Raw genomic sequence first — 21,911 nt, 5'->3', positions numbered from 1 at the left:
TACGCCCGTCAAGAGATGTGTCCTGCTAAAAATTCCGGTTTCACCCGATCAGGGCAGGCGTGTCTCGCGACGTGCCGAGCAAGGCGCGTGCCGGGTCAGGCCAGCCGGGCACTGATGTCGGCGAGCCGCTGGTCCAGCGGCGCCTCCTGGGCGCGGTCGAGGCGGTGCAGGACCCGGACGAGCGGTGCGCACTCGGCCATGCGCCTGCCCGCGAGCTCCGCCGCGCCGACGACGTGCGGGAACGGCGCGAGCACCGGGTGGTCCGCCGTGAGCCGTTCGCCGCCCGTGCGGGGCAGGAACACCTGCGACAGGGGGTCCGCCACACCGTCCAGCACCACGAGCGTGTCCTCGGTCCGCCGCTCGGAGACGAGGAAGTCCAGCTCCCGCGTCAGTCCCGGCGTCAGCTCCGCCGCCCAGACGACGACCTGGTCGGCGACCGAGAGCAACGTCGAGACGGTGTCGAACCACGTCTCGTCCGGCAGGTAGAGCCTGACCGGCGCGGTGAACTGGCCCCAGTCGTGGCCCAGCTCCAGCTCGGCGGCGGTCGTGCTGGCCACCAGGACCAGCGGTACCGAGACGGAGAGCTCCCGCAACACGGGCCCGGCACCGCTGAGGTTGATCACCTGGACGTGGTCGGCCGGGTCGTCGCGGTCCCGCGGGAACGACGTCGTCCCGGACCGTTCGGTCAGCTCGAAGTTGCGCAGCAGCACCACGAACGGCTCGCCGGAGCACAGCCAGCTCCGCACCGCGTCCGCGGACTTGCGGTGCTCGGCCCTGGCGCGGCGGACCAGCCCTCGCATCTGGTTGCGCGGCGCGCCCGCCCGCAGCCAGGGCACGAACCCCCGCCAGGAGAACCGCCGCCGCCGGTCCCAGTGCCGTTGCCGTTCGAGGTAGTCGAGCTTCAGCTGCGGCTCACCGAGGTGGAACCGGTCCAGCACCCCGGCGGCGTGCCGGGCCCGCAGGAGCCACACGTCCACGTCCTCGGACGAACCGGGTGGGTCCGCCGCGAACTCCTCGACGATCGCGGCGAACAGCCGGCGCGCCGCGGGTTCGCGGTCGGCCTGGAGCAGCACGAGCGCCTCGTTGCCCATCCCGTGCGCGCACCACCCGCGCAGTTCGGGGTCCGCGGCGCCGCGGCACCGTCCCGCGAGCTCGCGCCACAGCGAGGCGAGCTCCTCGATCGCGGCGCGGTCCACCGCGGCGTGCCGGCTGCTCAGCTGGCCGAGACTCGACAACGCACGGCACACCGCGCGCTCCACCCGCACGTCGTCCGGTGCACGGACCGCGTCGACCACGACGCGCAACACCCGCACCGCATGCGCGTTGGTCTCCAGGTCGACCGCCCAGGTGAGGCACGTGTCGGTCAACGCCATCACGGTGCGCGCCACGACCTCACCGCCGGGTTCGCGCCCGATGTGCTCGCCGAGCCAGCCCAGCAGCAGGAACGCGTCGGCGGCGCGTCCCCGTGCCGTCAGATCCGCCGCCGCCTCGAACGTCACGAACGCGAAGGTGTCCGGATCGCCGTACCCCGAGACGGTCGTGAAGTACCAGCTCTGGAACCTCTCGTCGCCGGCTCGTCCGGCCTCCTGCCGCATCGCGTCCCACTTCGCGACCGCGGCGGCCGCGACCTCCGCCGCGGTGAACGCGTCCTCCCCCATCGCCACACCACCCCCGGTGGTCATCCTTTCCCAACGCCGCCGGAGAAGGAACCACCGCCGCGGCACGGCCCCGCCGGCACTCAGCGCAGGAAGTCGGCCAGGCCTTCCAGGTCGTCCGTGTTGATGTGGTCGACGTCGGCCGCGACGAGCTCCCGCCAGACCGAGTCCCGCTCGGGCCCCGGCGCGTCCGGGGTCGCCCAGAACCGCACCCGCTGCCCGGCCCGGTGCGCGGTCCGGTGCGCGGTCCGCACGAGCGTCCGCAGCTCGGCCCGCTCGTCCGCGGGCATCGGACCGGCGCCGGTCCACGAGAACAGCTTGGTCCAGTTGTCGGACACCAGCGGGGTCAGTCGCGCGTCCGAGCCCGGTCCGAGGTCGGTCGTGCCGGCGATCCGGCCGTCGTAGAAGGCGACCCTCGTGCGCTGCGCCTCCATCGTGGCGCGCGGCCGGTTCCCGGACACGACCGCGGTCACCGGACCACGCCACACCCGCCCGAACGAAAACCTGGTCCACAGGAACGCGTACCTCGGGCTGCGCAGGAGCGCGTCCAGCGCGGCGTAGGTCGACTCGCCCTCGGTCTTGATGTCGATCAGGAGCTGGAAGTCCCGGAAGCCGGGATAGACGCCGTGGCCGCGCAGGACCCGGTCCCGCAGGGGTTCCAGGTACAGCGACCGCAACGTGCGCGACGGGTCGAGGTCCTCCGGGTCGTGCGCGACGAGCAGCTCGTCGCCGACGAGGTAGATGTCGGCCTCCACGCTGGTGAAACCCTCGGCCAGCGCGTCGAAGAGCGGGCGGGCGTGTTCGTAGTCGTTGTGCGCGTGAGCACGGGCGAGCGGGCGGACGCGGTCGTGGTCCGGCGCGGCGGTGGCGGGTGCCGCACCGGCGACCAGGCCGAGAACGGCGAGCACGAGCAGCAGGGAGCGACGCACGGTTTCGCACCTCCGAAGTCAGGGCGCCGCCACGGTAGAGCACGGAGCGGAACCCGGGGTGAACCCCGGGGCGTGGTTCACGAGACCTCCAATCCTTCTTCACATGCGGTTCGGCGCCCGTCCATATGCTCCGAAAACCGGCGTCCAGGACGCGCGTCGGATCGAGGAGGAACCGAATGCCGATGCTGGTGCGTTCCGAGAACGCCGCGCCGTGCGGCGCCCGCCCCGTGTCTCCTCGATGATCTCGCTCCAGAACCTGTTCCGCCCCGAGGCGGTGCGGCACCGAGCCGAGTGGCACCTCGGCGAGCCGCGCCACCGGTTCCTGCGGACCCTGTTCCGGCCACGGCACGGGGTTCCCGTCGTGCACCAGACCGAGGCGACCGACTGCGGTCTGGCCTGCTTGACGATGGTGCTGCGGTGGCACGGCACCGAGGTCACGCTCCAGGGGCTCCGGGAGAGGTTCCCGATCTCGGTGCGCGGCACCACCGTCGCGGACCTGGTGGCGATGGGGTCCGCGCTGGACATGGCGCCGCGCGCCGTCAAGGCCGAGCTCGACCAGCTGCGGCAGCTCGCGGTGCCGTGCGTCCTGCACTGGGACATGAACCACTTCGTGGTCCTGGAGTCCGCCGACCGCCGGTACGCGCACGTCGTCGACCCCGCGGCCGGACCGCGCCGGATGCCGCTCGCGGAGGTCTCGAAGCACTTCACCGGGGTCGCGCTGGAGCTGCGGGCACCGGCGTCCTGGCAGCCGCTCCCGGCGCAGACCAGGTTCGGGTTCCGCGCGCTGCTGGCGCCGTTGCGGGCCATCCGCGGGGTCATGCTGGCCGTCTTCCTCGCCGCGTGTCTCGTCGAAGCCGCGGCGCTGGTCGCCCCGTTGTACCTGCAGACGGTGATCGACCGGGTGGTCCGCGTCGGGGACGCGGGCGTGCTGCCGGTGCTCGCGGCCGGTTTCGGCGCGGTCGTCGTGGCGCACGGGGTGCTCGCCCTGGCGCGGTCGCTCCTGCTCAGCCGGTTGGGGCTGCGCTTCACCGAGCACTGGCTGGCCCGTGCCTACGCGACGCTGCTGACGTTGCCGATGTCGTTCTTCCAGGCGCGGTACGTCAGCGACGTCATCTCCCGGTTCCGCAGCGTCCGGGAGATCCAGACCAGGCTGTCGGTCGCGGCCATCGAGTCCATCGTGGACGGTGCGATGGGGTTGATCACCGTCGTCATCCTGTTCGTCTACGACGCGCGTCTCGCGCTCGTTCCCGCCGGCGCGTTCGTGCTGTACGCCGTCGTGCGGCGTCAGGTCGCGCTCCGGCAACTCGACGCCGAGACCGAGCTGCTCCAGCACAACATCGGCCAGCAGGCGTACCTGCACGAGACCATCAAGGGCATCCAGGCCGTCAAGATGTTCGTGGCCGAGCCGTTCCGGTTGTCCGCGTGGTCGAACCACCTCGTCAAGTCGTCCAACCGCGAGGCGCGGGTGCAGCGCCTGGTCGCGCTCGGCACCTCCGCCAAGGTCCTGATCGCCGGCGTGGAGAACATCGCCTCGATCGGCTTCGGCGCCGCCGTGGTGATCAGCGGGCAGTGGAGCCTCGGCATGCTCTTCTCGTTCTACGGCTTCAAGGTCCTGTTCCAGAGCCGGTCGTACGCGCTGGTCGACAAGCTGGCCGAGGTGTCGTTGCTGCGACCGCACCTCGACCAGCTGGCGGACGTCCTGTGCGCGAAGCCGGAGCCGGACCAGGGCCGCGCGCACGGTCGCGGCCGGATCGAGTCGCTGGAACTGCGCGACCTCGGCTTCCGCTACTCCCCGCTCGACAGCCCGGTCCTGGTGGCGTGCTCGTTCCGGGTCGAGCAGGGCGAGACGCTGGCGATCTGCGGCAGCTCCGGTGCCGGCAAGAGTACGCTCATCCGCGTGCTGGTCGGGCTCCTGACGCCCACCCACGGCCGGATCGTCGTCAACGGCGCGGAGCTGGCCGACGAGGACCGGCGGTGGTACCGCGGCCGGCTCGGCGCGGTCATGCAGGACGACCAGCTGGTCGGCGGCACGATCAAGGAGAACATCTGCTTCGCGGACTCCGCACCGGACCTCGCGCACATGCGGCGGTGCGCCGAGATCGCGTGCATCGCGGAGGACGTCGAGCGGATGCCGCTGGGTTTCGACACCCCGTGCGGCGACATGGGCTCGACGCTGTCCGGTGGCCAGCGCCAGCGGATCCTGCTGGCCAGGGCGCTCTACAAACGGCCGGACGTCCTGGTCCTCGACGAGGCGACCAGCAACCTCGACCCGCTCAACGAGGGGCGGGTGTTCGAGAACCTGCGGGCGTTGCCCATGATCAAGATCCTGGTCGCCCACCGCCAGGAGACGCTGCGGATGGCCGAGCGCACCCTGCCGCTGCGGCGTGGGCGGCTCGGCACGACCGAACCCGTCGACGAGGTGAGCGCCTGACCGGCGTCACCCCTCGGTGTCGGGAACCAGCCACCGGCGGGCGAGCGACTCGAACGTGTCGGTCGGCCGGCGAGCCCGGCAGTAGCGCCACCGGTTCGACCGGATGAACGGGTGCGGATCCCTGCCCTCGGCGAGCAGGGCGGCGACCCCGGCCTTGAACTCGGCGACGTCGGGGAGCCGGACCTCCGTGCGCGGGTCGAACGGGGTGAACCAGGAGTCGGCCACGTCCGCGGTCGTGTACATCGGATAGGTCATGTCGCAGATCCGGTACTCCCCCGTCCACAGCCGGGGTTCCTCGCGCCCGAGGCGGACCGCCGTCACCCGGTGCTGCCCGTCCCGCACGAACTGACGCCCGTCGGGAAACCGGTCGACGACGATCGGGGCGGGCCGGCCGGAGGGCGACCGCACCTCGCGGAAGTCACCACCGCCGCGCACGTGCTCCGTCATCGCCCGCCGCGTCGCCAGCGGCAGGCGGAAACCGGACTGCGTGGGCACCAGGGCGTCGAGCTCCAGCATCACCGCTCCGCGCCGGGCCACAGCTCGCGGACCAGGTGCCTGTCCAGCTCCCCCGTGCGCGCGGGCAGGCGGTCGGCGGGCCGCGCGATCACGGCCGAGATCTCCGGTGACTCGAACGCGACGGGCGCCGCGGGGTGCTCGGCACGGAAGATCGCGCCGCGTTCCCTGCGGCGCAACGGAGTGCGGGGTGAAGGCTGGAGGTCCAGTGTCATCACCGCGACGAGGCGCACGGCGACGGCAGCGATTCCCGTCTCCTCCCACAACTCGCGGGCCGCGCACCCGGCCGGCGACTCCCCCGCGTCCCGCAGGCCACCCGGCAGCTCCCAGCAGTCGCGCCGGCGGTTGCGCACGAGCACCAGGCCGCCGGGAACACCCAGCAGGACGAGCGCGAGCGTGATCCGCCCGGAGCGCTCGGCATCGGCGTCCCGGTCGACGCGTTCCAGGCGCACGAGGCGATCTCCTCGCTCGCCGAAGGTCAGCACGTCACGGCCCGGCGGGGATCGTGCGGCGCCGCAACGACGCGCAGTCGGCGAGGAGCGTCGGCAGGTTCTCGTGGAGTGCGTCGAGCACAGCTCGGGGCCGCTGTCCGGTCAGGTCCTCGAAGTCGGTGCTCACGACCGCGTGCCGGCCGTCGGCGACCGCCAGCTCGATGTCGACCAGGGCGTCGGCGACGTGCTCCCACAGGCCCAGCCCGAGCAGGTTTCGCCGCAGCACCACCGGTTCCGTCACCACGGCGGCGACCTCCCGGCCGCACAGCTCACCCGCGACGGTCGCGATGGTCTGCCGGTCGATCGCCGTGCCGCCGGTGATGTCGAGGACCCGGCGCCCGCCGGTCTCGGCCGACAGCGCCGCCGCGGCGGCTCGCGCGCAGTCGTCCCGCAGGACGTAGCCGACCGGTGCGGCCGGGGCGATGGTGGTCAGCTTCCCGAACACGAGCGCCACGGGAAGGGTGTCGAAGAACTGGTCCGCGTAGAGGTTGTTGCGCAACACGGTCCAGTCGAGCGCGCTGTCCGCGAGGCACTGCTCGGTCTGCCAGTGGTCGTCGTACAGCGACGGCTCCGGCGTCGGCCGTGGCGAGCTGATCGACGTGTAGACCACGTGCGCGACGCCGCGGCGTTGCGCCGCCTCGATCACCGCCCGGTGCCGCGCGAGCCGGCGGCGGCGGGTCGGATCGGAGCCGGTGCTGATGAGCAGCAGGCGATCGACACCGGTGAACGCGCGCTCCAGGGAGTCGGGCACGTCGAAGTCGGCGTAGCGGACCTCGACGCCGCCGCGCAGCAGGTCCGCCGCCCGCTCCGGTGAGCGCGTCGTGGCCACGACCTGGTCCGTCCCGCCGGCCCGCAGCAGTTCGACCACCCGGCGCCCGAGACGCCCGTTCGCTCCCGCCACCAGCAACGTCCGCCCGTTTCCCACGGTCACACCGCCACCCGGGTGGCGTCGTCGACGCCCTGTCGGGCGGACAACGCTCGCAGGTCCGCGACCTCGCGCAGCCACAGCGTCGAGACCGCGTCGCTCGGCATGCGCCAGTCGGCTCTCGGGGACAGCCCGACCACCGTGACCTTCGGTCCGTCGGGCATCGCGGACCGCTTGAACTGGTTGGCGAAGAAGGCGTAGTAGAAGATCCCCAGCCATTTGAGGACCTGCTCGGGTGCGTATCGGCCGTCGAACGCCCGCTGCGCGAGCCGGAACACCTTCGTCGGGGAGAACCCGGAGCGCACCGTGTGGAACAGGAAGAAGTCCTGGAGCTCGTCGGGGCCGACGATTTCCTCCGTGTGCTGCGAGGATCGTCCGTCCTCGTTGGGCGGCAACAGTTCCGCGGTGCTCGGCGTGGCACAGATGTCGCGCAGCACCGCCGCGGTGTCCTCGTCGAACAGGGTGTCCGCACACCACTGCACCAGCTGCCGCACCAACGTCTTGGGCACTCCGGCGTTGACGTGGTACATCGACATCTGGTCGCCGTTGAAGGTGCAGTAGCCCAGCGCCAGCTCGGTGAGGTCTCCGGTGCCGAGGTTGAACCCACCGTGCAGACCGGCGACGTCCATCAGGATCCGGGTCCGCTCCCGCGCCTGCGCGTTCTGGAACGTCGCGTCGTGCCGCCCGGAGTGCCCGATCGCGTCGAGGTGGTGTCCGGTCGACTCCTCGATCGGGATCACCTCGCACGTGACGCCCAGGAGTGCGGCCAGCGCCTCGGCGTTGCCCCGCGTCCTGCCGGTCGTGCCCGGTCCCGGCATCGTGACCGCGACGATGCCCCGCCGGTCGGCGCCCAGCCGGTCGAAGGACCTCACCGCGACCAGCAGGGCCAGGGTCGAGTCGAGGCCACCGGACAGGCCGATGCTCACCACCGGGCCGCCGCGGCCGGGTCGCGGCGCGGCCAGGTGCCGCAGCCGCGTGCACAGCGCTGTGGTCTGGATCGTGAACGCCTCGCAGCAGTGCTCGGCCCGGTCGTCGGGGTCCTCCGGGACGAACGGCGTCCGGGTCGGCACCGGTCTGAGCGCACCGGGATCGGGGCCGTCGGCGTCCGGCCGCGGAAGGTGGAACTCGACCCTGCGCAGCGGCCCGCCGGTCGAGGAGGAGAACCCGGATCTCCGCGCCCGCTCCCCACCCAGGTGCTGGAGGTCGACGTCGGTCACGATCTGCTCGGTCTCGAACCCGAACCGGCGCGACTCGGCCAGGGTGACGCCGTTCTCGACGATCATCGAGTGGCCGCCGAACACGGTGTCGGTCGAGGACTCGCCAGGACCGGCGGCGGCGTAGACGTAGGCGGCGGCACACCGCGCGGCCTGCTCGCGGACCAGGTCACGGCGGCGGCGGGACTTGCCGGCCAGGTCGTTGCTCGCCGAGGGGTTGACCAGGACCGTCGCGCCGCCGAGCGCCAACCGGCCGCTCGCCGGCTGCGGTGTCCACAGGTCCTCGCAGATCTCGACGCCGATCGCGCACCCCGGCAGGTTGCGGGCCGGGAACACCAGGTCCTCGCCGAACGGCGCCTGGTCGCCCGCGAGCTCCACCTCGTCCCGCGTCCGCAGCACGCCGGAGGTGAACCAGCGCTGCTCGTGGTACTCCCCCGCGGTGGGCAGGCAGACCTTGGGCACCACGCCGACGAGCCGGCCGCCGGACACGAGTGCGGCGCAGTTGTAGAGGCGTCCGTCCAGCCTGACCGGGAGACCGACGACCGCCGCGACGCCCAGCCGCCTGCTCGCCCGCAGCACCTCGCGCAGCCCCTGCTCCGCGGCGTCGGCCAGCACCTCCTGGTGGAACAGGTCGGCGCACGTGTAGCCGGTGAGCCCGAGCTCGGGGAACACGGCGAGCCGGCAGCCGTGAGCGGCGAGCCGCTCCAGCGCCTCGACGGTGGCGCGCGTGTTGTGGGCGACGTCGGCCACCCGCACCGACGGCGACACCGCGGCCACGCGCAGGTAGCCGAGGTCGAGGCCGGCGAGATCTGGTTCGTTGCGTCCCATGTGGTTCGGCTCCCCGTTCGACGCGAGTACGACGGAAGGGGAGGACCGCCGCGTGCAGCCGCCGGCCCTCCCCGCGCGTTCGCCCCGATCTAGTTGATCGCCTCGCCGAGCGCGCCGCCGACCTCGCGCAGCAGTTCGGCCGGCACCTCCTGCAGGGCGCTCATCCGGCCGACGGCCTCGGTCGTGTCGGCGGTGTAGGACTGGATCGCGCCGGTGTCGAGCGACTTGTCGTCCACGATGTCGGCTCCTCTCCATTCGTTGGCACTGGTGCGCGTCACCAGTGCGGCGGTACTGGCTTCTGCACGCTAACTCCTTGCGGGGCAACGGTTCCCGACTCGATTCGTGGACCATCCGGGTCCCTCTCGGCTCCACGGATCTCCACGAGATCTCCATGGGCCGTCCCGCCGGCGCTGGTTCGCTCACGGGTGATGACGACGAGATCAGGTGGGTTCAGGGATCGCCAGCTGGGGCCGACGCTGGCGCACGCCGCGCGGCACCCGTTCTACCGGGAGCACTGGGCGCGGCACCGCGACACCTCCGGCGCTCTGGACCCGTGGGAGCTGCTCGCCGCTCTGCCGCCGACGGAGAAGCGCCACCTGAGCGAGGACATCTCGCCGATGCTCGACGACGGGGACGAGATCGTCGGTGTCGGTTTCTCGTCCGGCTCGACCGGATCGGCCATGACCCGGTACTTCACCGCCCGCGAGCGGACCCTCGTCGGCGCGTTCGCCCAGGCCGCCGCCGGAGCTGCGCCGGCAGGCGGGCCGAGGCCGCTGCGGCTGGACTTCCTGTCCACGTGGCACGGAGTGGGCGGGGCCGACACGTCGGGCGCCGTGCTGGTGCCGGGAACCGTGGTGGACGACGAGCACGCCGAGCGCACGGTCCACATGCTCCGCAGGAGGTTCACCGCTCCTGGGGTCGCCTCGCGGGTGTCGATGCTGTCGGGCGGTGTCGTCGGCGTCCACGCCTTCACCCGGTACCTCGTCGACAACGGGATCCCGGTCTCCGACTTCGCGATCGGGGTCGTCGGGCTCTTCGGCGGCTACCCCGGCCGCAGCCGCCTCGCCTGGCTGGGCGAGTACTGGCGGTGCCCGGTGCTCGACAGCTTCTCCGTCTCGGAGTGCCGCGGGAAGGCGCTGGTGTGCCCGCACTGCGGGTACCTGGAGTTCGACCCGCAGCTGGTGGCGCAGGCCGTCGCCCTCGACTCCCCCGAGCTGGTCACCGCCGGCACGGCGAGGCTGGCCGTGACGGAGCTCTACCCGTTCGGGATCGCCCAGCCGGTCGTCAAGTACCTGACCGGCGACCTCGTCGAGGTGCTCGAGGACACCTCCGCGTGCCACCCCGGCCACGTCGGCGGGCTGCGCAGGATCGGCCGCGTCGAGACCTCGGTCGTCGCCTCCGTCGACGGGACGACGACGGTGCTCGTCCCGTCGCAGGTCCTGTACGACGCCTTCGACCGGCCGGGGGTGTGCCGTGCCGACTTCCGCTCGACGCTGAGCGGGGTGACGGTCAACGACCTGGCGCAGCCTCACGTCCACGCGTCGCTCAGCGAAACAGAGGGCGTGCTGCGTCTCCAGTGCCGCTACCGGCCGGACGACTCGGGCATCGACTGCGCCGGCGAAGCCCTGGCGGCACTGCGGTCGTGGCCCGCCGCCCGCGCCTGGGCGGACCGCGGGCGGCTCGTCATCGACGTGGTCGCCGATCCCGCCACCGCGCCGCCGCGGGCGAAGTTCGCCTGACGCCGTGACCGGGTCCTGGTCAGCCGACCGGCGGCGTGCCGTCCCGCGGCCCGCGCCCCGCCTCCCCGAGGAACGCGCGGAGCTCGCCCGCGAACATCGGCCAGGCCGGGTCGACGTCCGCCAGGAGGTGGTTGTCGCCGGGCAGCGCGACGAAGGTGCTCCCCGGCACCAGGTTCGCCAGTTCGAGCCCCGCGGCCAACGGCACCGCGCGGTCGTCCCTGGCGTGCACGGCCAGCACGGGGCACCGCACGGCCCTGGCCGCCGCACGGATGTCCACGTGGGCGAACAGGGTGACGATGCGGACGGCGGTCTCCGGCGAGACGGCCAGCCGGCGGGCCTCGTCGAACTGCTCCCACTCCTCCCGGCTCGCCTTCGGCAGCATCCTGGCCGTGAAGACCTGGCGGATCCCGGGATCGTCGTGCTCCCAGCCCATCCGGGCGAGGTCGAGGTCGAACGCCGCCAGCTCCTTCTCCCGCTGGGTCGTGGCCCTGGCCATCCGTCCCCGCGCGCACGCTCCGTGCAGGACCAGGCTGTCGACCCGGTCCGGGTGGCGGGCGGCGAACGCGACGGCGACCGCGGCGCCCTCGGACACGCCGAGCAGCGGGAACCGTTCGAGGCCGAGCGCGTCGACGACCGCCAGCAGGTCGTCGACCCAGTCGTCGAGGCCGAAGCGGTCGACGTCCCGATCGGACAGCCCGCAGCCCCGCGCGTCGTAGCGGACCAGCGTGTGCCGTTCGGACAGTCGCAGCAGCCAGTGCCCCTGAGCCCCGTGGTCCAGGCTCGTCATGCCGCGCGCGGCCTGGACGAGCACCGGTCCGGACCCGTTCATCGCGTAGGCCAGCCGGACGCCGTCCCGCGCGGTGCAGAACCGGACTCCCTGCTGCGGCCACACGACGGGTCTGCTCGGTGGCACGCCGGTGGCGCCGCGCACCTCGCGCACCGGGGCCACCAGTTGGTACCCGCGGCCGAACATCGTGCGGATGACGCGCTGGGACGTCCCGTTGTCGCCGACCGCGCGCCGGGCGGCCTTCACGCGGGACGCCAGCGCCGAGTCGCTCACGAACCGGTCGCCCCACACGCTGTCCAGCAGCTCGGTCCTGGGCACCACCCGATCGCGGTGCCGGAGCAGGTGCAGCAGCACCCGGAACACCTGCGGCTCCACGTGCAGCCGCTCGCCGCCCCGGCGCAGCTCCAGTCGTGCCGGGTCAAGGGAGTAGTCCTCGAACTCGTAGCGCACCGGCTCCCGTTCCCCCGACACCCACCACGCCCTCTCCGCACACGGCACTCGCCCCAGGAGTGCCGAAGTTCCCAGCCGCGGCTGGACGGCGAGTGGACGTGGGTGCGCCGCGGCTGGACGACGGCTGGACCGACGCGGCGGACTCGTCCTCAGGCGTGCTGGTGGGCGACTTCCAGACCTGCCCGGGCGCGGTCCCGCTCGTCCTGGTCGCCGGTCTCGGTGGCGATCCGCAGGGCGCTGGTGTGCGCGTCGCGGGCCTCGTCCAGCCGGCCGGCGGTCCGCAGGATCTCGCCGAGTCCGTTGAGGACGTTGGCCTCCCCGTACCGGTGGCCGATGTCCCGGAACATCTCCAGGGCGGACGTGTAGCAGCGGTGCGCCTCGGCCCAGTCGCCGAGCCGGGTGTGGACGGTGCCCAGGTTGCTCAGCGCCGACGCCACGCCGTAGCTGTGGTCGAGGCGCTGGAACATCTCCTGCGCCTCGGAGAGGTGGCGGACCGCGTCCGGGTAGCGCCGCAGGCTCGCGCAGACGTCACCGAGGTTGGACAGGGCGCTGGCCTGGCCGACCGCGTCGTCGAGGCGGCGGAACAGGTCCAGCGCGCGTTCCAGGTACTCGACGGCGTCGGCGTGGTGCCCGGGGCGGCTGTACGCGTTGCCGAGGTTGAGCAGCGCCGCCGCCTCGCCGTACCGGCTGCCCAGCCGCTGGTGCAGGGCCAGCGCCTCCAGGTGCAGTGACGCCGCTTCGTCGTGCTCCCCGAGCCGTTCCTGGACGATGCCGAGGTTCGACGACGCCCGCGCCGCGCCGTAGTCGTCGCCGGTCCGCCGATGCAGCTCCACCGCCTCGCGCAGGTGCCTGGCCGCCTGGTCGTAGTCGCCGAGGAGGCGGCGCAGCGCGCCGAGGTTGGTCAGTGCCGCGGCGAGCAGGCCGTCCTCGCCGGCCCGCCGGGCGGCGCGCAACGCGCACTCGTGGATGGTCGACGCGTCCGCGTAGTGGCCGCTCTCCAGGTACCGGAACAGCGTGTTCGCCAGGTCGACCGCGTAGCCGGGCCGGTCGTCCCGCTCGGCGAACCGGCACAGGGCGACGAGCGTGGACCGTTCGGCGTCGAGCCAGGCGCGCGCGGCGTCGGCGGCGGGGAACTCCAGCGGCGGCGTCACGGCGACGTCGGGCCGGTAGGGGCGGTCGGCCGGGTAGAGCAGGTCCATCGCCGCCGACGCGGTGGCCAGGTGGCGCGCGAGCAGCCGTTCGGTGGCGGCGGACCGCTCCGGCGCCGGGTCGTGCTCGCGGGCCAGTTCCTCGGCGTAGGCGCGCAGGAGGTCGTGGACGACGAACCTGCCGGCCGGTGCCGGCTGCACGAGGTGGTTGCGGGCCAGCACCTCCAGGGTCCGGCGCGCGGAGTCCTGGTCGCTCCCGGTGAGAGCGGCGAGCGCGAACGGCGTCACGTCCGGTCCCGCGTGCAGGCCCAGTCGCCGGAACGCCTTCGCGACCGGCGGCGGTAGCTGGAGGTACGACCACGAGAAGACGGTCCGCACGGCGGCGCGGACGTCGTCGCCGGCGTCGAGCACGTGCAACCGGCGGCGCCGGTCGGCCAGCTCGCCGGTCAGCTCGGCCAGCGCGCTGTCCGGCCGGGACGCGGCCAGCTCGGCGGCGACCCGCAGCGCGAGCGGCAACCGGCCGCACTGCGCGGCCAGCTCCGCCGCGGCGGCGGGTTCCCGGCGCACCCGCTCGCCGATCAGCGTGCGCAGCAGCGCCGTCGAGTCCGGCGCCGGCAGCAGGTCCACGTCGAGCCGGTGGGCTCCGTGCAGCGCGACCAGGCCCGCCAGGCTGTTGCGGCTGGTCACCAGCACCAGGCAGCCCGGCGTGCCGGGCAGCAGCGGCCGCACCTGGTCCACCGACGACGCGTTGTCGAGCACGATCAGCATCCGCCGGTCGGCGAGTGCGGCGCGGTACCGCGCGGCCCGCTGGTCGGGATCGACCGGGACCTCCGCCCCGGTGACACCGAGGCCGTCGAGCAGGCGGCTCAGGGCGTCCTCCGCGGTCACCGGTGACCGCGGGTCGTAGCCGCGCAGGTCGACGTACAGCTGCCCGTCGGGGAAGTCCTGCCGGATGCGGTGGGCGCAGTGCAGCACGAGCGCCGTCTTGCCCACGCCGGCCGTGCCGCACACGACGACGATGGGCACGCCGGTCCGCTCGGCGCCCAGCACCCGGCCGAGCTCGGCGAGCTCCGCCTGCCGGCCGGTGAAGCCGAACACGTCTCCCGGCAGCTGGTTCACGCCGGGCGGCGCGGGCCGGGACTCCGCCGGTGCGGCGACGACGTCCGCGGGTGTCTCCTCGAGCGCGTCGAGGTACGCGGCGGTCAGGTCGGGTCCGGGGCTGACGCCCAGCTCCTCCGCGAGCTGTCGCCGCACCAGGTTGTAGGTGCCGAACGCCTGGTCGCGCTGACCGGCCGCGGTGTGGGCCCGGATGAGCAGCGCGTGCATGGCCTCGTCGAGCGCGTGCGCGGCGGCGTCTTCGACCAGTGCGGGCAGCACGTCGCGCGGTGCCCCGAGAGCGATCATCACCTCGGCGTGCCTGGCCAGTGCCGCCCGCCGCTCCTCGGCCAGCGTGACGACGGCGGGGTGGGCGTCGAGCGCCGGCACGTCGGCCAGCGGACGTCCGTGCCACAACCCCAGGGCCTGGCCCAGCAGGTCCGCGGCCCGCCGGGGGTCGTCGCGCGGCACGGCGGCGGCGCGGGCGACCAGCGAGCGGAACCGGACCACGTCCACCCCGTCCGGCGGCGGGGTGAGCGCGTACCCGTCGCCCACGGCAGGCAGCAGCGTGCTCGGCGCACGGGCGCCGCGGTCGGGTTCGAGCACCTGCCTCAAATGCTTGACGTGGGTGTGGATGACGTTGGTCGCGCTCAGCGGCGGACGTTCTCCCCACAGCGCGTCGACCAGCTCGGCGCGGGTCACCGGTTTGCCACCGGCGAGGACGAGCAGGCCGAAGAGGGCTTTGCGGCCGGCGGGGCCGAGCGCCAGCGCGGTGCCGTCACGCCAGGCCCGGACGGGGCCCAGCACCTGCACGACCAGCACGCACGACCCCCATCATGCCGCTCGTCGCGGCGCAAACGAAGTTCCATGCTGGCACGCCGCCCAGAGCCGCTCCAGCCACCATCCAGACGATCTGCGTGGCGCGACGCACTTCCGGTCCAGAGGCCGACCAGTCGCCGTCCAGCCTCGGTGGACAGCATCGAGGGGCGGCAGCTTGCCGGCGGTGGAACGGGCGTGCACGGCACCAGCCGTGCGGCGTTCACCCACGCTGATGGGGGGACGGGCGGAATGCGGTTTGGCGAGCTGCACCCGACTCTCCGGCTGCGCATCACCGTGGCGTTCGTCGAGCGGACCCTCACCACGATCATCACCCCGCTCATGGCCATCTACCTGGCGGACGAGGTCGGCGCGGCGCGGGCCGGGCTGCTGGTCGGGGCGGCGGTCGTGTTCGCGGTGGTCGCGAGCCTGGCCGGCGGGCCGGTCGCGGACGGCAGGGGCAGGCGCGGGCCGCTGCTCGTGGGCACGGCCGGCACGGCGGTCGCGTTCCTGGGCATGGCGGCGGCCAGTTCGCCGTGGTGGGGCTCCGCGGCGGCGGTGTTCGCCTTCTACGTGCTCAACATCGCGGTGGCGAACTTCGCCCTGCCCGCGAACGAGGCGATGATCGTCGACGTCACCCCGGCCGGGCACCGCAAGGCCGTCTACACCCTCCAGTACTGGACGGTGAACGCCGCGCTCGCGGTGGGCGCGCTGGTCGCGAGCTTCCTCTACAGCGGGTACTTCACGGCGATGCTGACCGTCGCGGCCGCGGTCGCGGGCGTGGCCGCGCTGGTGAGCCTGAGATACCTCACCGAGACCATGCCCGCGGCGGGCGGCCGGCCGCCGTTCGGTGAGCTGCTGAGCGGCTACGCCGGCGCGCTCCGGGACCGCCTGTTCCTGCGGCTCGTCGCGGGCATGACGTTGTGGCTGGGCCTGGAGACCCAGCTCATCGGCTACATCGGCGTGCGCCTCGCGCAGGCGTTCCCGGAGCGCCGCGAGTGGCTCGCGCTCGGAGGGTGGCACGTCCGCCTCAACGGGGTGGAGGTGCTGGGCGTGCTGCGCGCCGAGAACACGCTGCTGATCGTGGTGCTGGCGGTGTTCTCCGCACGGCTGGCACGCGGGCTCGCCGACCGGTCGCGCGTCCACCTGGGCATCGCCCTGTTCACGACGGGCACGGTGGTCCTCGCGCTCGGCGCGGACCTGGTCGTGCTGATGGCCGCGGTGCTGGTGCTGACGATCGGCGAGCTGCTGCACATCCCGGTGATGCAGGCGATGCTCGCCGAGCTCGTTCCCGACCACGCGCGCACCCGCTACATGGCGGTGTTCAAGCTCGACGTCCAGGGCGGCCTGCTGATCTCGGCCGCCGGCATCAGCGCGGGCACGGTGCTGCCGCCGTGGGGGATGGCGGCGGCGTTCTGCGTGCTCGCCGTGCTGATCGTGACGTCCTACCGGCCCCTGCTCGCCCGGCGGGCCGTCCGATCGTCCACATAGGAACAGTCAGAAACGACTCGGAGAGAAGGAATCGCCGCGATGGCAGTCAAGAGCATCGGCGACGCCCACGTCGTCGTGCTGAACCGGTGGCGTGACTCCTTCGCCGAGTACGCCCGGTATCTCGACCACGACACCGCCCGCGTCACCTACGTCACGACCGAGGTCGGCCGGGCCGCGGTGCCCACCGGCGCCCGCGAGGTCGTGGTCGTCGAGGACCTGCTCGACCTCGCCGCGGTGCGGGCCGCGCTCGCACCCGCGGTGCGCGCCCACGGCCGCCCGGAGGCGGTGGTGGCGTTGCAGGAGAGCGACTTCGCCGTGGCGGCGGCGCTGCGGGAGGAGTTCTCCTCACGGGGCCGCAAGACCGCCGACCTGCACCACTTCCTGGACAAGCACGCGATGCTGCTGGCCGCGCGGCGGACCGGCGTGCCGGTGCCGCGCTTCGAGCTGGTCACCGACGCCGCCGGGATCACCGGGTTCGCCGCCGGGGCCGGCTGGCCGGTGGTGGTGAAGTCGTTGCAGGGCAGGGCGAGCACGGGGGTCCGGCGGCTCGGCTCCGCCGACGCCGTCGACCTGCTGGACCTCCCGCTCGACGCCGGGCACCCGCTGGTGGTCCAGGAGTACCTGCCGCACCGGATCCACCACGTCGACGGCGTGCACCTCGGCGGCGGTGTGCTGGGACCGTGGCGGCTCAACGCCTATCTGAACGCGCCCGGCGCGGCGACCCTCGGGCCGCTGGCCTTCGCCATGGGAGAGCCGGTCGGGTCGGTCGAGGTCGACGACCCGGCGCTGCTCGCCGAGGCCGAGAAGGTCCTGCGGGTGCTGGTGCCCGGCATGTCCCCCGACCCGTGGGTGTTCCACCTGGAGCTGTTCCTGACCCCGGACGGCGAGTTCGTGTTCCTGGAGGTCGGGTGCCGGCCCGGCGGCGGTGAGATCCCGTTCGTGTGGCGGGACGTGCACGGCGTCGACCTGATGGAGTGCGAGTTCTCCTTGCAGTGCGGCGAGATCCCGGACCTCGCGCCGTTCGGCGACGACGAGCCGGTGGCCGGCTGTCTGCACGTGCCGCTGGACCGGCCGGCCCCGTGCCGGGTCGTGGCCGCGAGCAGCATGGTCGCCGGGGACGGCCCCTACTCCGAGGCCATCCCCGCCGTGGGCTCCGTCGTTCCCCGCACCGCGGGCTCGTACGAGTTCGTCGGCGGCCGGTTCCGCCACCGCGGCACCTCCACGGTGGAGGTCGCCGCGCGGGTGATGACGACGGCCGCGCGCTACCGGCTGGTGACCGAACCGGTGCGGGTGGCGGTGATCGGCGGCCGGGTCGAGATGCTCGAGGCGGCCGCGGACCTCGGTCTGGACGTGGTGCTGGTGCACTTCCCGGACCGCTGCGACCCCCGGTCGGCCGAGCTGTGCGAGAAGGTCCTCCACGCCGACCTGATCGCCGAGCCGGACCGGGTCGTGGACCTCCTGCGCCGCGAACACGCCGAGCGGCCGTTCACCAGGGTGCTCACGCTGACCGAGCCGGGCCTGCTGCCCGCCGCGCGGCTCAACGCCGAATGGGGGCTGGGCGGCAACAGCGTCGAGACCGTGCTGCTGGTGAAGGACAAGGCGCTCATGCGCGACCGGCTCGCCGACGTCGGCCTGTCACCGTCCGGTACCGGACGGTGCGCGGCGCGCAGGAGCTGGCGGCGTTCCTGGACGAGCTGGACGGCGTGCCGGTGGTCGTCAAGCCGCTGGACTCGGGTGGCAGCGACGGAGTGGTGATGGTCGCGGGGCCGCAGGACGTGCCGGCCGTGTGGCGCCTGGTCGAGGGGTCTGGGCGCACGGTCGTGCTCGCCGAGGAGTACCTCGACGGGCCGGAGGTCAGCGTGGAGGCGTTCAGCCACGACGGCGTGCACACCGTCGTGGCGCTGACCGACAAGGTCCTCGGCACCGGGTTCGTCGAGGTGGGCCACGCGGTGCCCGCCGACCTGCCGGAACCGGTGCGGCGGCAGGTCAGCGAGCTGACCACCGCACTGCTGGACGCGGTCGGTTTGGTCGAAGGGCCGTCGCACACGGAGATCAAGCTCACCGGTCGCGGGCCGCGCGTCGTGGAGTCGCACAACCGCGTCGGCGGCGACTTCATCCCCGACCTGGTCCGGCTCGTCCACGGCGTGGACCTGCTGCGGCTCGCGGTCGGCGTTCCGCTGGGCCTGATGGCGTGGCGGCCGGAGCCGCGGCAGGCCGAGGGCGGCGCGGCGGTGCGGTTCCTGCTCGCCGAGCCCGGCACCGTTACCGAGGTGACCGTGCCGGAGGCGCTGGACCCGGCCGTGTCGCTCACGCTCACCGCGAAGCCCGGCACCGAGGTGCCGCCGCTGCGGTGGTCCGACGACCGCGTGTGCGGGCACGTGATCGCCACCGGGGACACCGCCGCCGACGCCGCGGCGCGCTGCGTGGAGGCCGTCTCCCGGATCCGCGTCGGCACGATGCCATGATCGTCGATCCCACCGACCCGAACCGCGTCCTGGTCGAGCTGTCCGACCTGCGCGGACCGCTGCCCGACCAGGTTCGCCGGTACCAGACCGCCCTGTACTCGGTGGTCGGCTGGGCCCACCAGTACCTGGTGAAGCCCCACCCCGATCTCGGCCGCAACGGCCCGGTCTGCCCGTTCGTGCAGGGCTCCCTGGACAGGGGGCTGCTGTACCTGGCGGTCCACCCCGGCCGGCCGGGGACGGTGACCGAGGTGACCGGCGCCCTGGCCCGTTACCGGGAGTGGTACCCGGAGCTGCGGGCGGCGGCCGGGCGCGCCGCCCAGTACCTGACGATCCTGGTGCTGTTCCCGGAGGTCGCCTCCCGGCTGGTCGACGAGGCCCAGTCGCGGCTCAAGGCCGGCTACGTCGCGCAGGGCCTGATGATCGGCGAGTTCCACGACGGACCGCCGCCGAAGCCGGGGCTGTGGAATCACGAGTTCCGCCCGCTGCGCAGCCCGGTGCCGATGCTGGCGATCCGGTCGCTCGTGCCGACCGACTTCCCGTTCCTGCGCGACGACCGGGACTTCGTGGCGGCCTACCTCGACCGCGTCAGGCCGGAGGACGTCCCGTCGCGCTGGCGTGCCGAGGTGGCCGAGGTCGCCGCCGCGTTCGGCCTGTAGCGCCCGGCACCTCGGCACGACCCCGTCAGACGGCCCGCGCGATCGCGATGTTGCCCGCCAGCCGCTCCCCCGCCTCGTAGATCATGTACTCCCGGCCCTGGTACGTGCCGAACGACGGAGCGGCCGACCGGCCGTTGTCCGGCGCACCGGACAGGGAGTCGTGGAAGACGCCCAGGTGCCTGCGCAGGGAGAAGTCGCGGCCGACCTCGGTGATGAGGATGTTGCCGCCACTGCCGATGTCGGTGTTGTAGACGACGTACACGCTGTTGTTGCGGAAGAGCAGGTGCGGCCCGCCGACGTTGACCGCGCCGACGTCCTGGTGCCGGATCAGCGGGGTCTGCGAGAACGTCCAGTCGCGGGCGTTCGCCGACCAGCCCCAGCCGATGTCGCGGTGGTTGCTCTGGTTGTTGAGCATGAAGACCATGACGTAGCGGGCGCCCTGCGAGGTCAGGTCGTGGCGGAACACCCTGGCGTAGGAGGTCTCCGTCGTCCCCGCCGGCTGCAGCCTCGTGGACAGGACCTCCTTCTCGTAGGTGAAGTTGATGCCGTCGGCGGAGCTGGCCAGGCGGGTCACGGTGTTCTCGCCGTGGAAGTACAGGTACATGCGCTTGACGTCGTCGTTCCACATCGCGTGCGGCGACGACACGTGGGACGCGCTGTACTCGCCGGGCCAGCTCCTCGAGATGATCGGGTTTCCCGGATATTCGGTGAACTCCTCGTCGAGGGAGTTCGCGTAGGCCAGGCAGATGCCGCCCGGTGCGTCGTGCGGCGCGTAGTAGAGGTAGTAGGCGGCACGTGCGCCCGCGATCCGGTCCTTCGTGCCGCGGATGGTCGGGAAGATCAGCTCACCGGTGGGGTTGTAGCGCAGCTTGCTCTTGACCAGGGCGAGCCTGCTGTACCGGTAGTCCGGGAAGCCGGCCGGTGCCGCGGCGGCGGGGACGGCCGTGCCCGCCGTCCCCGCCAGCAGGGCGGCACCGCCGAGCAGCAGTCGGCGACGGTTCAGTGTCATGGCGGGGTGCTCCTCAGCGCTGAGTGGTTCCTCTGTGGACGGACCGGTCTTCTTCGGCTGTCAGTAGATGGCCACGCCGTACGCCTGGAGCGCCTCCGTGACGGGCTGGTAGAACGACCGGCCGCCGCTGGCGCAGTCGCCGCTCCCGCCGGAGGTCAGGCCGAGCGCGGTGTCGTCGGCGAACAGGGGGCCGCCGCTGTCGCCGCCCTGGACGCAGACGGTCGTGCCGATCATGCCGGTCACGGTGGTGCCGTCGACGTAGTTCACGGTGACGCCGAGGCCGGTGACCTTGCCGCGGTGGAAGCCGGTGGTGCTGCCGCTGCGGCCGACGGTCTGGCCGACCACGGGAGTGCCGGCCCTGGCGATGTCGCGCCGGGTGCCGTCGTACAGGTTGACCCCGCCGGGCCGGCTGATGTCGCTGGTGTAGCGGAACAGGGCGTAGTCGTTGCCGGGGAAGCTGGTTCCCACCCTGGAGGCGATGACCTGACCGCCGGAGGTGCTCCAGGTGGCCGTGGCGTTGCCGCAGTGGCCCGCGGTCAGCAGGTAGGCCGTGCTGGTGCCGGGCGTCTTCACGTTGAAGCCGAGCGAACACCGCACGCCACCGCCGAGGATGGCGTCGCCGCCCGTGATCGTGGGACGGAACGATCCGCCGACGTGCTCCAGCCTCGCTGTGTCGCCGAGTCCGTCGACCGCGGCCCGCAGCCGGGTGAGCGCGGAGCCGGCGACGGTGACGTCAGCGGAGACCACGACCTGGTTGGTGGCCGGGTCGACGCCCCAGGAGGTGCCGGGAATCCTCGCCGTGCGGTCGAGAACCCCGGCACTGGCGGCGAGGGTGGCGGCGGTGTGCTTGACGACCTTCGCGCGCGCTCCGGCCGCGGTGACGATGTTCGCCGCGGCGGTATCGGTCACCGTGACGACCAGCTGACCGCTCTCGTCGACGTAGGACCCGGGGCTCGTGGCTCCGAGACGTGCGCCCAGGACGTCGGCCAGCTGACCGGGCTCGGACAGGGCGGCCGGCGCACTCATGACGAGGCCGGCCGTCAGCGCGGCGACCGCGGTCAACACGAGCGTGGCAGAGCGACCCATCGATTCTCCTCGACTGTTCCGTGACGGGAGGCGGGGCGGAGCGCCTGACTACGGAATGACAGAGTGCTCGATTCGAAGAAGTGCGTCCAGGTGATAATTTTTATTTCTCGGCGCGGCATTCACAGCGCACTCGCTCGTCAACTTGCGAGGGATGAAAATAGTATTAGTGTCTTGATTCCGCTA

General features: G+C 72.9%; 17 protein-coding genes. 6 read left to right on the top strand and 11 right to left on the bottom strand.

Annotated elements, in window-relative coordinates; translation table 11 throughout:
- Window positions 1-95: 95 nt before the first annotated feature.
- Entirely contained in the window at window positions 96-1,658 is a 1,563-nt protein-coding gene (locus ACFWV3_RS26210; RefSeq protein ID WP_382414636.1) for a hypothetical protein, read from the bottom strand.
- 80 nt (window positions 1,659-1,738) lie between these two features.
- On the bottom strand, window positions 1,739-2,584 hold the full coding sequence (locus ACFWV3_RS26205) for a phosphatidylinositol-specific phospholipase C/glycerophosphodiester phosphodiesterase family protein (protein WP_382414634.1): 846 nt from the start codon (window positions 2,582-2,584) through the stop codon (window positions 1,739-1,741).
- A gap of 238 nt (window positions 2,585-2,822) precedes the next feature.
- Here ACFWV3_RS26205 and ACFWV3_RS26200 point away from each other — a divergent pair, with 238 nt between their 5' ends.
- Window positions 2,823-5,015 carry a peptidase domain-containing ABC transporter gene (locus tag ACFWV3_RS26200; RefSeq protein ID WP_382414632.1) on the top strand — a complete coding sequence of 731 codons (2,193 nt, stop codon included), beginning with the start codon at window positions 2,823-2,825 and terminating at the stop codon, window positions 5,013-5,015.
- Between the two features lie 6 nt (window positions 5,016-5,021).
- Here ACFWV3_RS26200 and ACFWV3_RS26195 read toward each other — a convergent pair whose 3' ends face one another.
- From ACFWV3_RS26195 to ACFWV3_RS26175, 5 genes are all read right to left on the bottom strand, one after another.
- Window positions 5,022-5,531 (bottom strand): hypothetical protein, encoded by a 510-nt coding sequence (locus ACFWV3_RS26195; protein ID WP_382414630.1) that lies wholly within the window; start codon window positions 5,529-5,531, stop codon window positions 5,022-5,024.
- Window positions 5,531-5,980, bottom strand: a complete 450-nt coding sequence (locus tag ACFWV3_RS26190; protein WP_382414628.1) for an NUDIX domain-containing protein — start codon at window positions 5,978-5,980, stop codon at window positions 5,531-5,533. Before ACFWV3_RS26190 ends, ACFWV3_RS26195 begins: the two co-directional genes overlap by 1 nt.
- Window positions 5,981-6,014: 34 nt before the next feature.
- Entirely contained in the window at window positions 6,015-6,950 is a 936-nt protein-coding gene (locus ACFWV3_RS26185; protein ID WP_382414626.1) for an NAD(P)H-binding protein, read from the bottom strand.
- The gene (locus ACFWV3_RS26180; protein WP_382414624.1) at window positions 6,947-8,986 is read right to left on the bottom strand and encodes an NAD(+) synthase; all 2,040 of its coding nucleotides are present in this window, start codon (window positions 8,984-8,986) and stop codon (window positions 6,947-6,949) included. Before ACFWV3_RS26180 ends, ACFWV3_RS26185 begins: the two co-directional genes overlap by 4 nt.
- An 89-nt stretch (window positions 8,987-9,075) precedes the next feature.
- Window positions 9,076-9,222, bottom strand: coding sequence for a hypothetical protein (locus ACFWV3_RS26175; protein WP_382414622.1), 147 nt, complete (start codon window positions 9,220-9,222; stop codon window positions 9,076-9,078).
- A gap of 192 nt (window positions 9,223-9,414) precedes the next feature.
- On the opposite strand from ACFWV3_RS26175, the gene ACFWV3_RS26170 reads away from it, so the two are divergent.
- Window positions 9,415-10,725, top strand: coding sequence for a hypothetical protein (locus tag ACFWV3_RS26170; protein ID WP_382414620.1), 1,311 nt, complete (start codon window positions 9,415-9,417; stop codon window positions 10,723-10,725).
- Window positions 10,726-10,744: 19 nt separating this feature from the next.
- On the opposite strand, the gene ACFWV3_RS26165 is transcribed toward ACFWV3_RS26170, so the two are convergent.
- Window positions 10,745-11,983, bottom strand: a complete 1,239-nt coding sequence (locus tag ACFWV3_RS26165; protein WP_382414618.1) for an alpha/beta fold hydrolase — start codon at window positions 11,981-11,983, stop codon at window positions 10,745-10,747.
- A 128-nt stretch (window positions 11,984-12,111) separates the two neighbouring features.
- The gene (locus ACFWV3_RS26160; RefSeq protein ID WP_382414616.1) at window positions 12,112-15,027 is read right to left on the bottom strand and encodes a tetratricopeptide repeat protein; all 2,916 of its coding nucleotides are present in this window, start codon (window positions 15,025-15,027) and stop codon (window positions 12,112-12,114) included.
- Between the two features lie 246 nt (window positions 15,028-15,273).
- Between ACFWV3_RS26160 and ACFWV3_RS26155 the strand changes: the two genes are divergently transcribed.
- The 4 genes from ACFWV3_RS26155 to ACFWV3_RS26140 are packed head-to-tail and all read left to right on the top strand — an operon-like array spanning window position 15,274 to window position 19,633.
- Window positions 15,274-16,512 (top strand): MFS transporter, encoded by a 1,239-nt coding sequence (locus ACFWV3_RS26155; RefSeq protein ID WP_382414614.1) that lies wholly within the window; start codon window positions 15,274-15,276, stop codon window positions 16,510-16,512.
- A gap of 39 nt (window positions 16,513-16,551) precedes the next feature.
- Complete coding sequence (locus ACFWV3_RS26150; protein WP_382414612.1) at window positions 16,552-18,267, top strand: hypothetical protein; 1,716 nt, start codon at window positions 16,552-16,554, stop codon at window positions 18,265-18,267.
- Entirely contained in the window at window positions 18,168-18,977 is an 810-nt protein-coding gene (locus tag ACFWV3_RS26145; RefSeq protein WP_382414610.1) for an ATP-grasp domain-containing protein, read from the top strand. The genes ACFWV3_RS26150 and ACFWV3_RS26145 overlap by 100 nt, the downstream gene beginning before the upstream one ends.
- Window positions 18,974-19,633 (top strand): DUF6875 domain-containing protein, encoded by a 660-nt coding sequence (locus ACFWV3_RS26140; protein ID WP_382414608.1) that lies wholly within the window; start codon window positions 18,974-18,976, stop codon window positions 19,631-19,633. Before ACFWV3_RS26145 ends, ACFWV3_RS26140 begins: the two co-directional genes overlap by 4 nt.
- Window positions 19,634-19,658: 25 nt before the next feature.
- Here ACFWV3_RS26140 and ACFWV3_RS26135 read toward each other — a convergent pair whose 3' ends face one another.
- Window positions 19,659-20,642 carry a hypothetical protein gene (locus tag ACFWV3_RS26135; protein WP_382414606.1) on the bottom strand — a complete coding sequence of 328 codons (984 nt, stop codon included), beginning with the start codon at window positions 20,640-20,642 and terminating at the stop codon, window positions 19,659-19,661.
- Window positions 20,643-20,702: 60 nt separating this feature from the next.
- Window positions 20,703-21,728: a S1 family peptidase gene (locus ACFWV3_RS26130; RefSeq protein ID WP_382414604.1), complete on the bottom strand. Its 1,026-nt coding sequence runs from the start codon at window positions 21,726-21,728 to the stop codon at window positions 20,703-20,705.
- Between the last annotated feature and the right edge of the window lie 183 nt (window positions 21,729-21,911).

Origin of the sequence: Lentzea sp. NPDC059081, from assembly GCF_042738015.1 — a bacterium.
Classification (GTDB): domain Bacteria; phylum Actinomycetota; class Actinomycetes; order Mycobacteriales; family Pseudonocardiaceae; genus Lentzea.
Note: the sequence above shows the minus strand (reverse complement) of the source record. Positions and strands in the feature narration are given on the sequence as shown.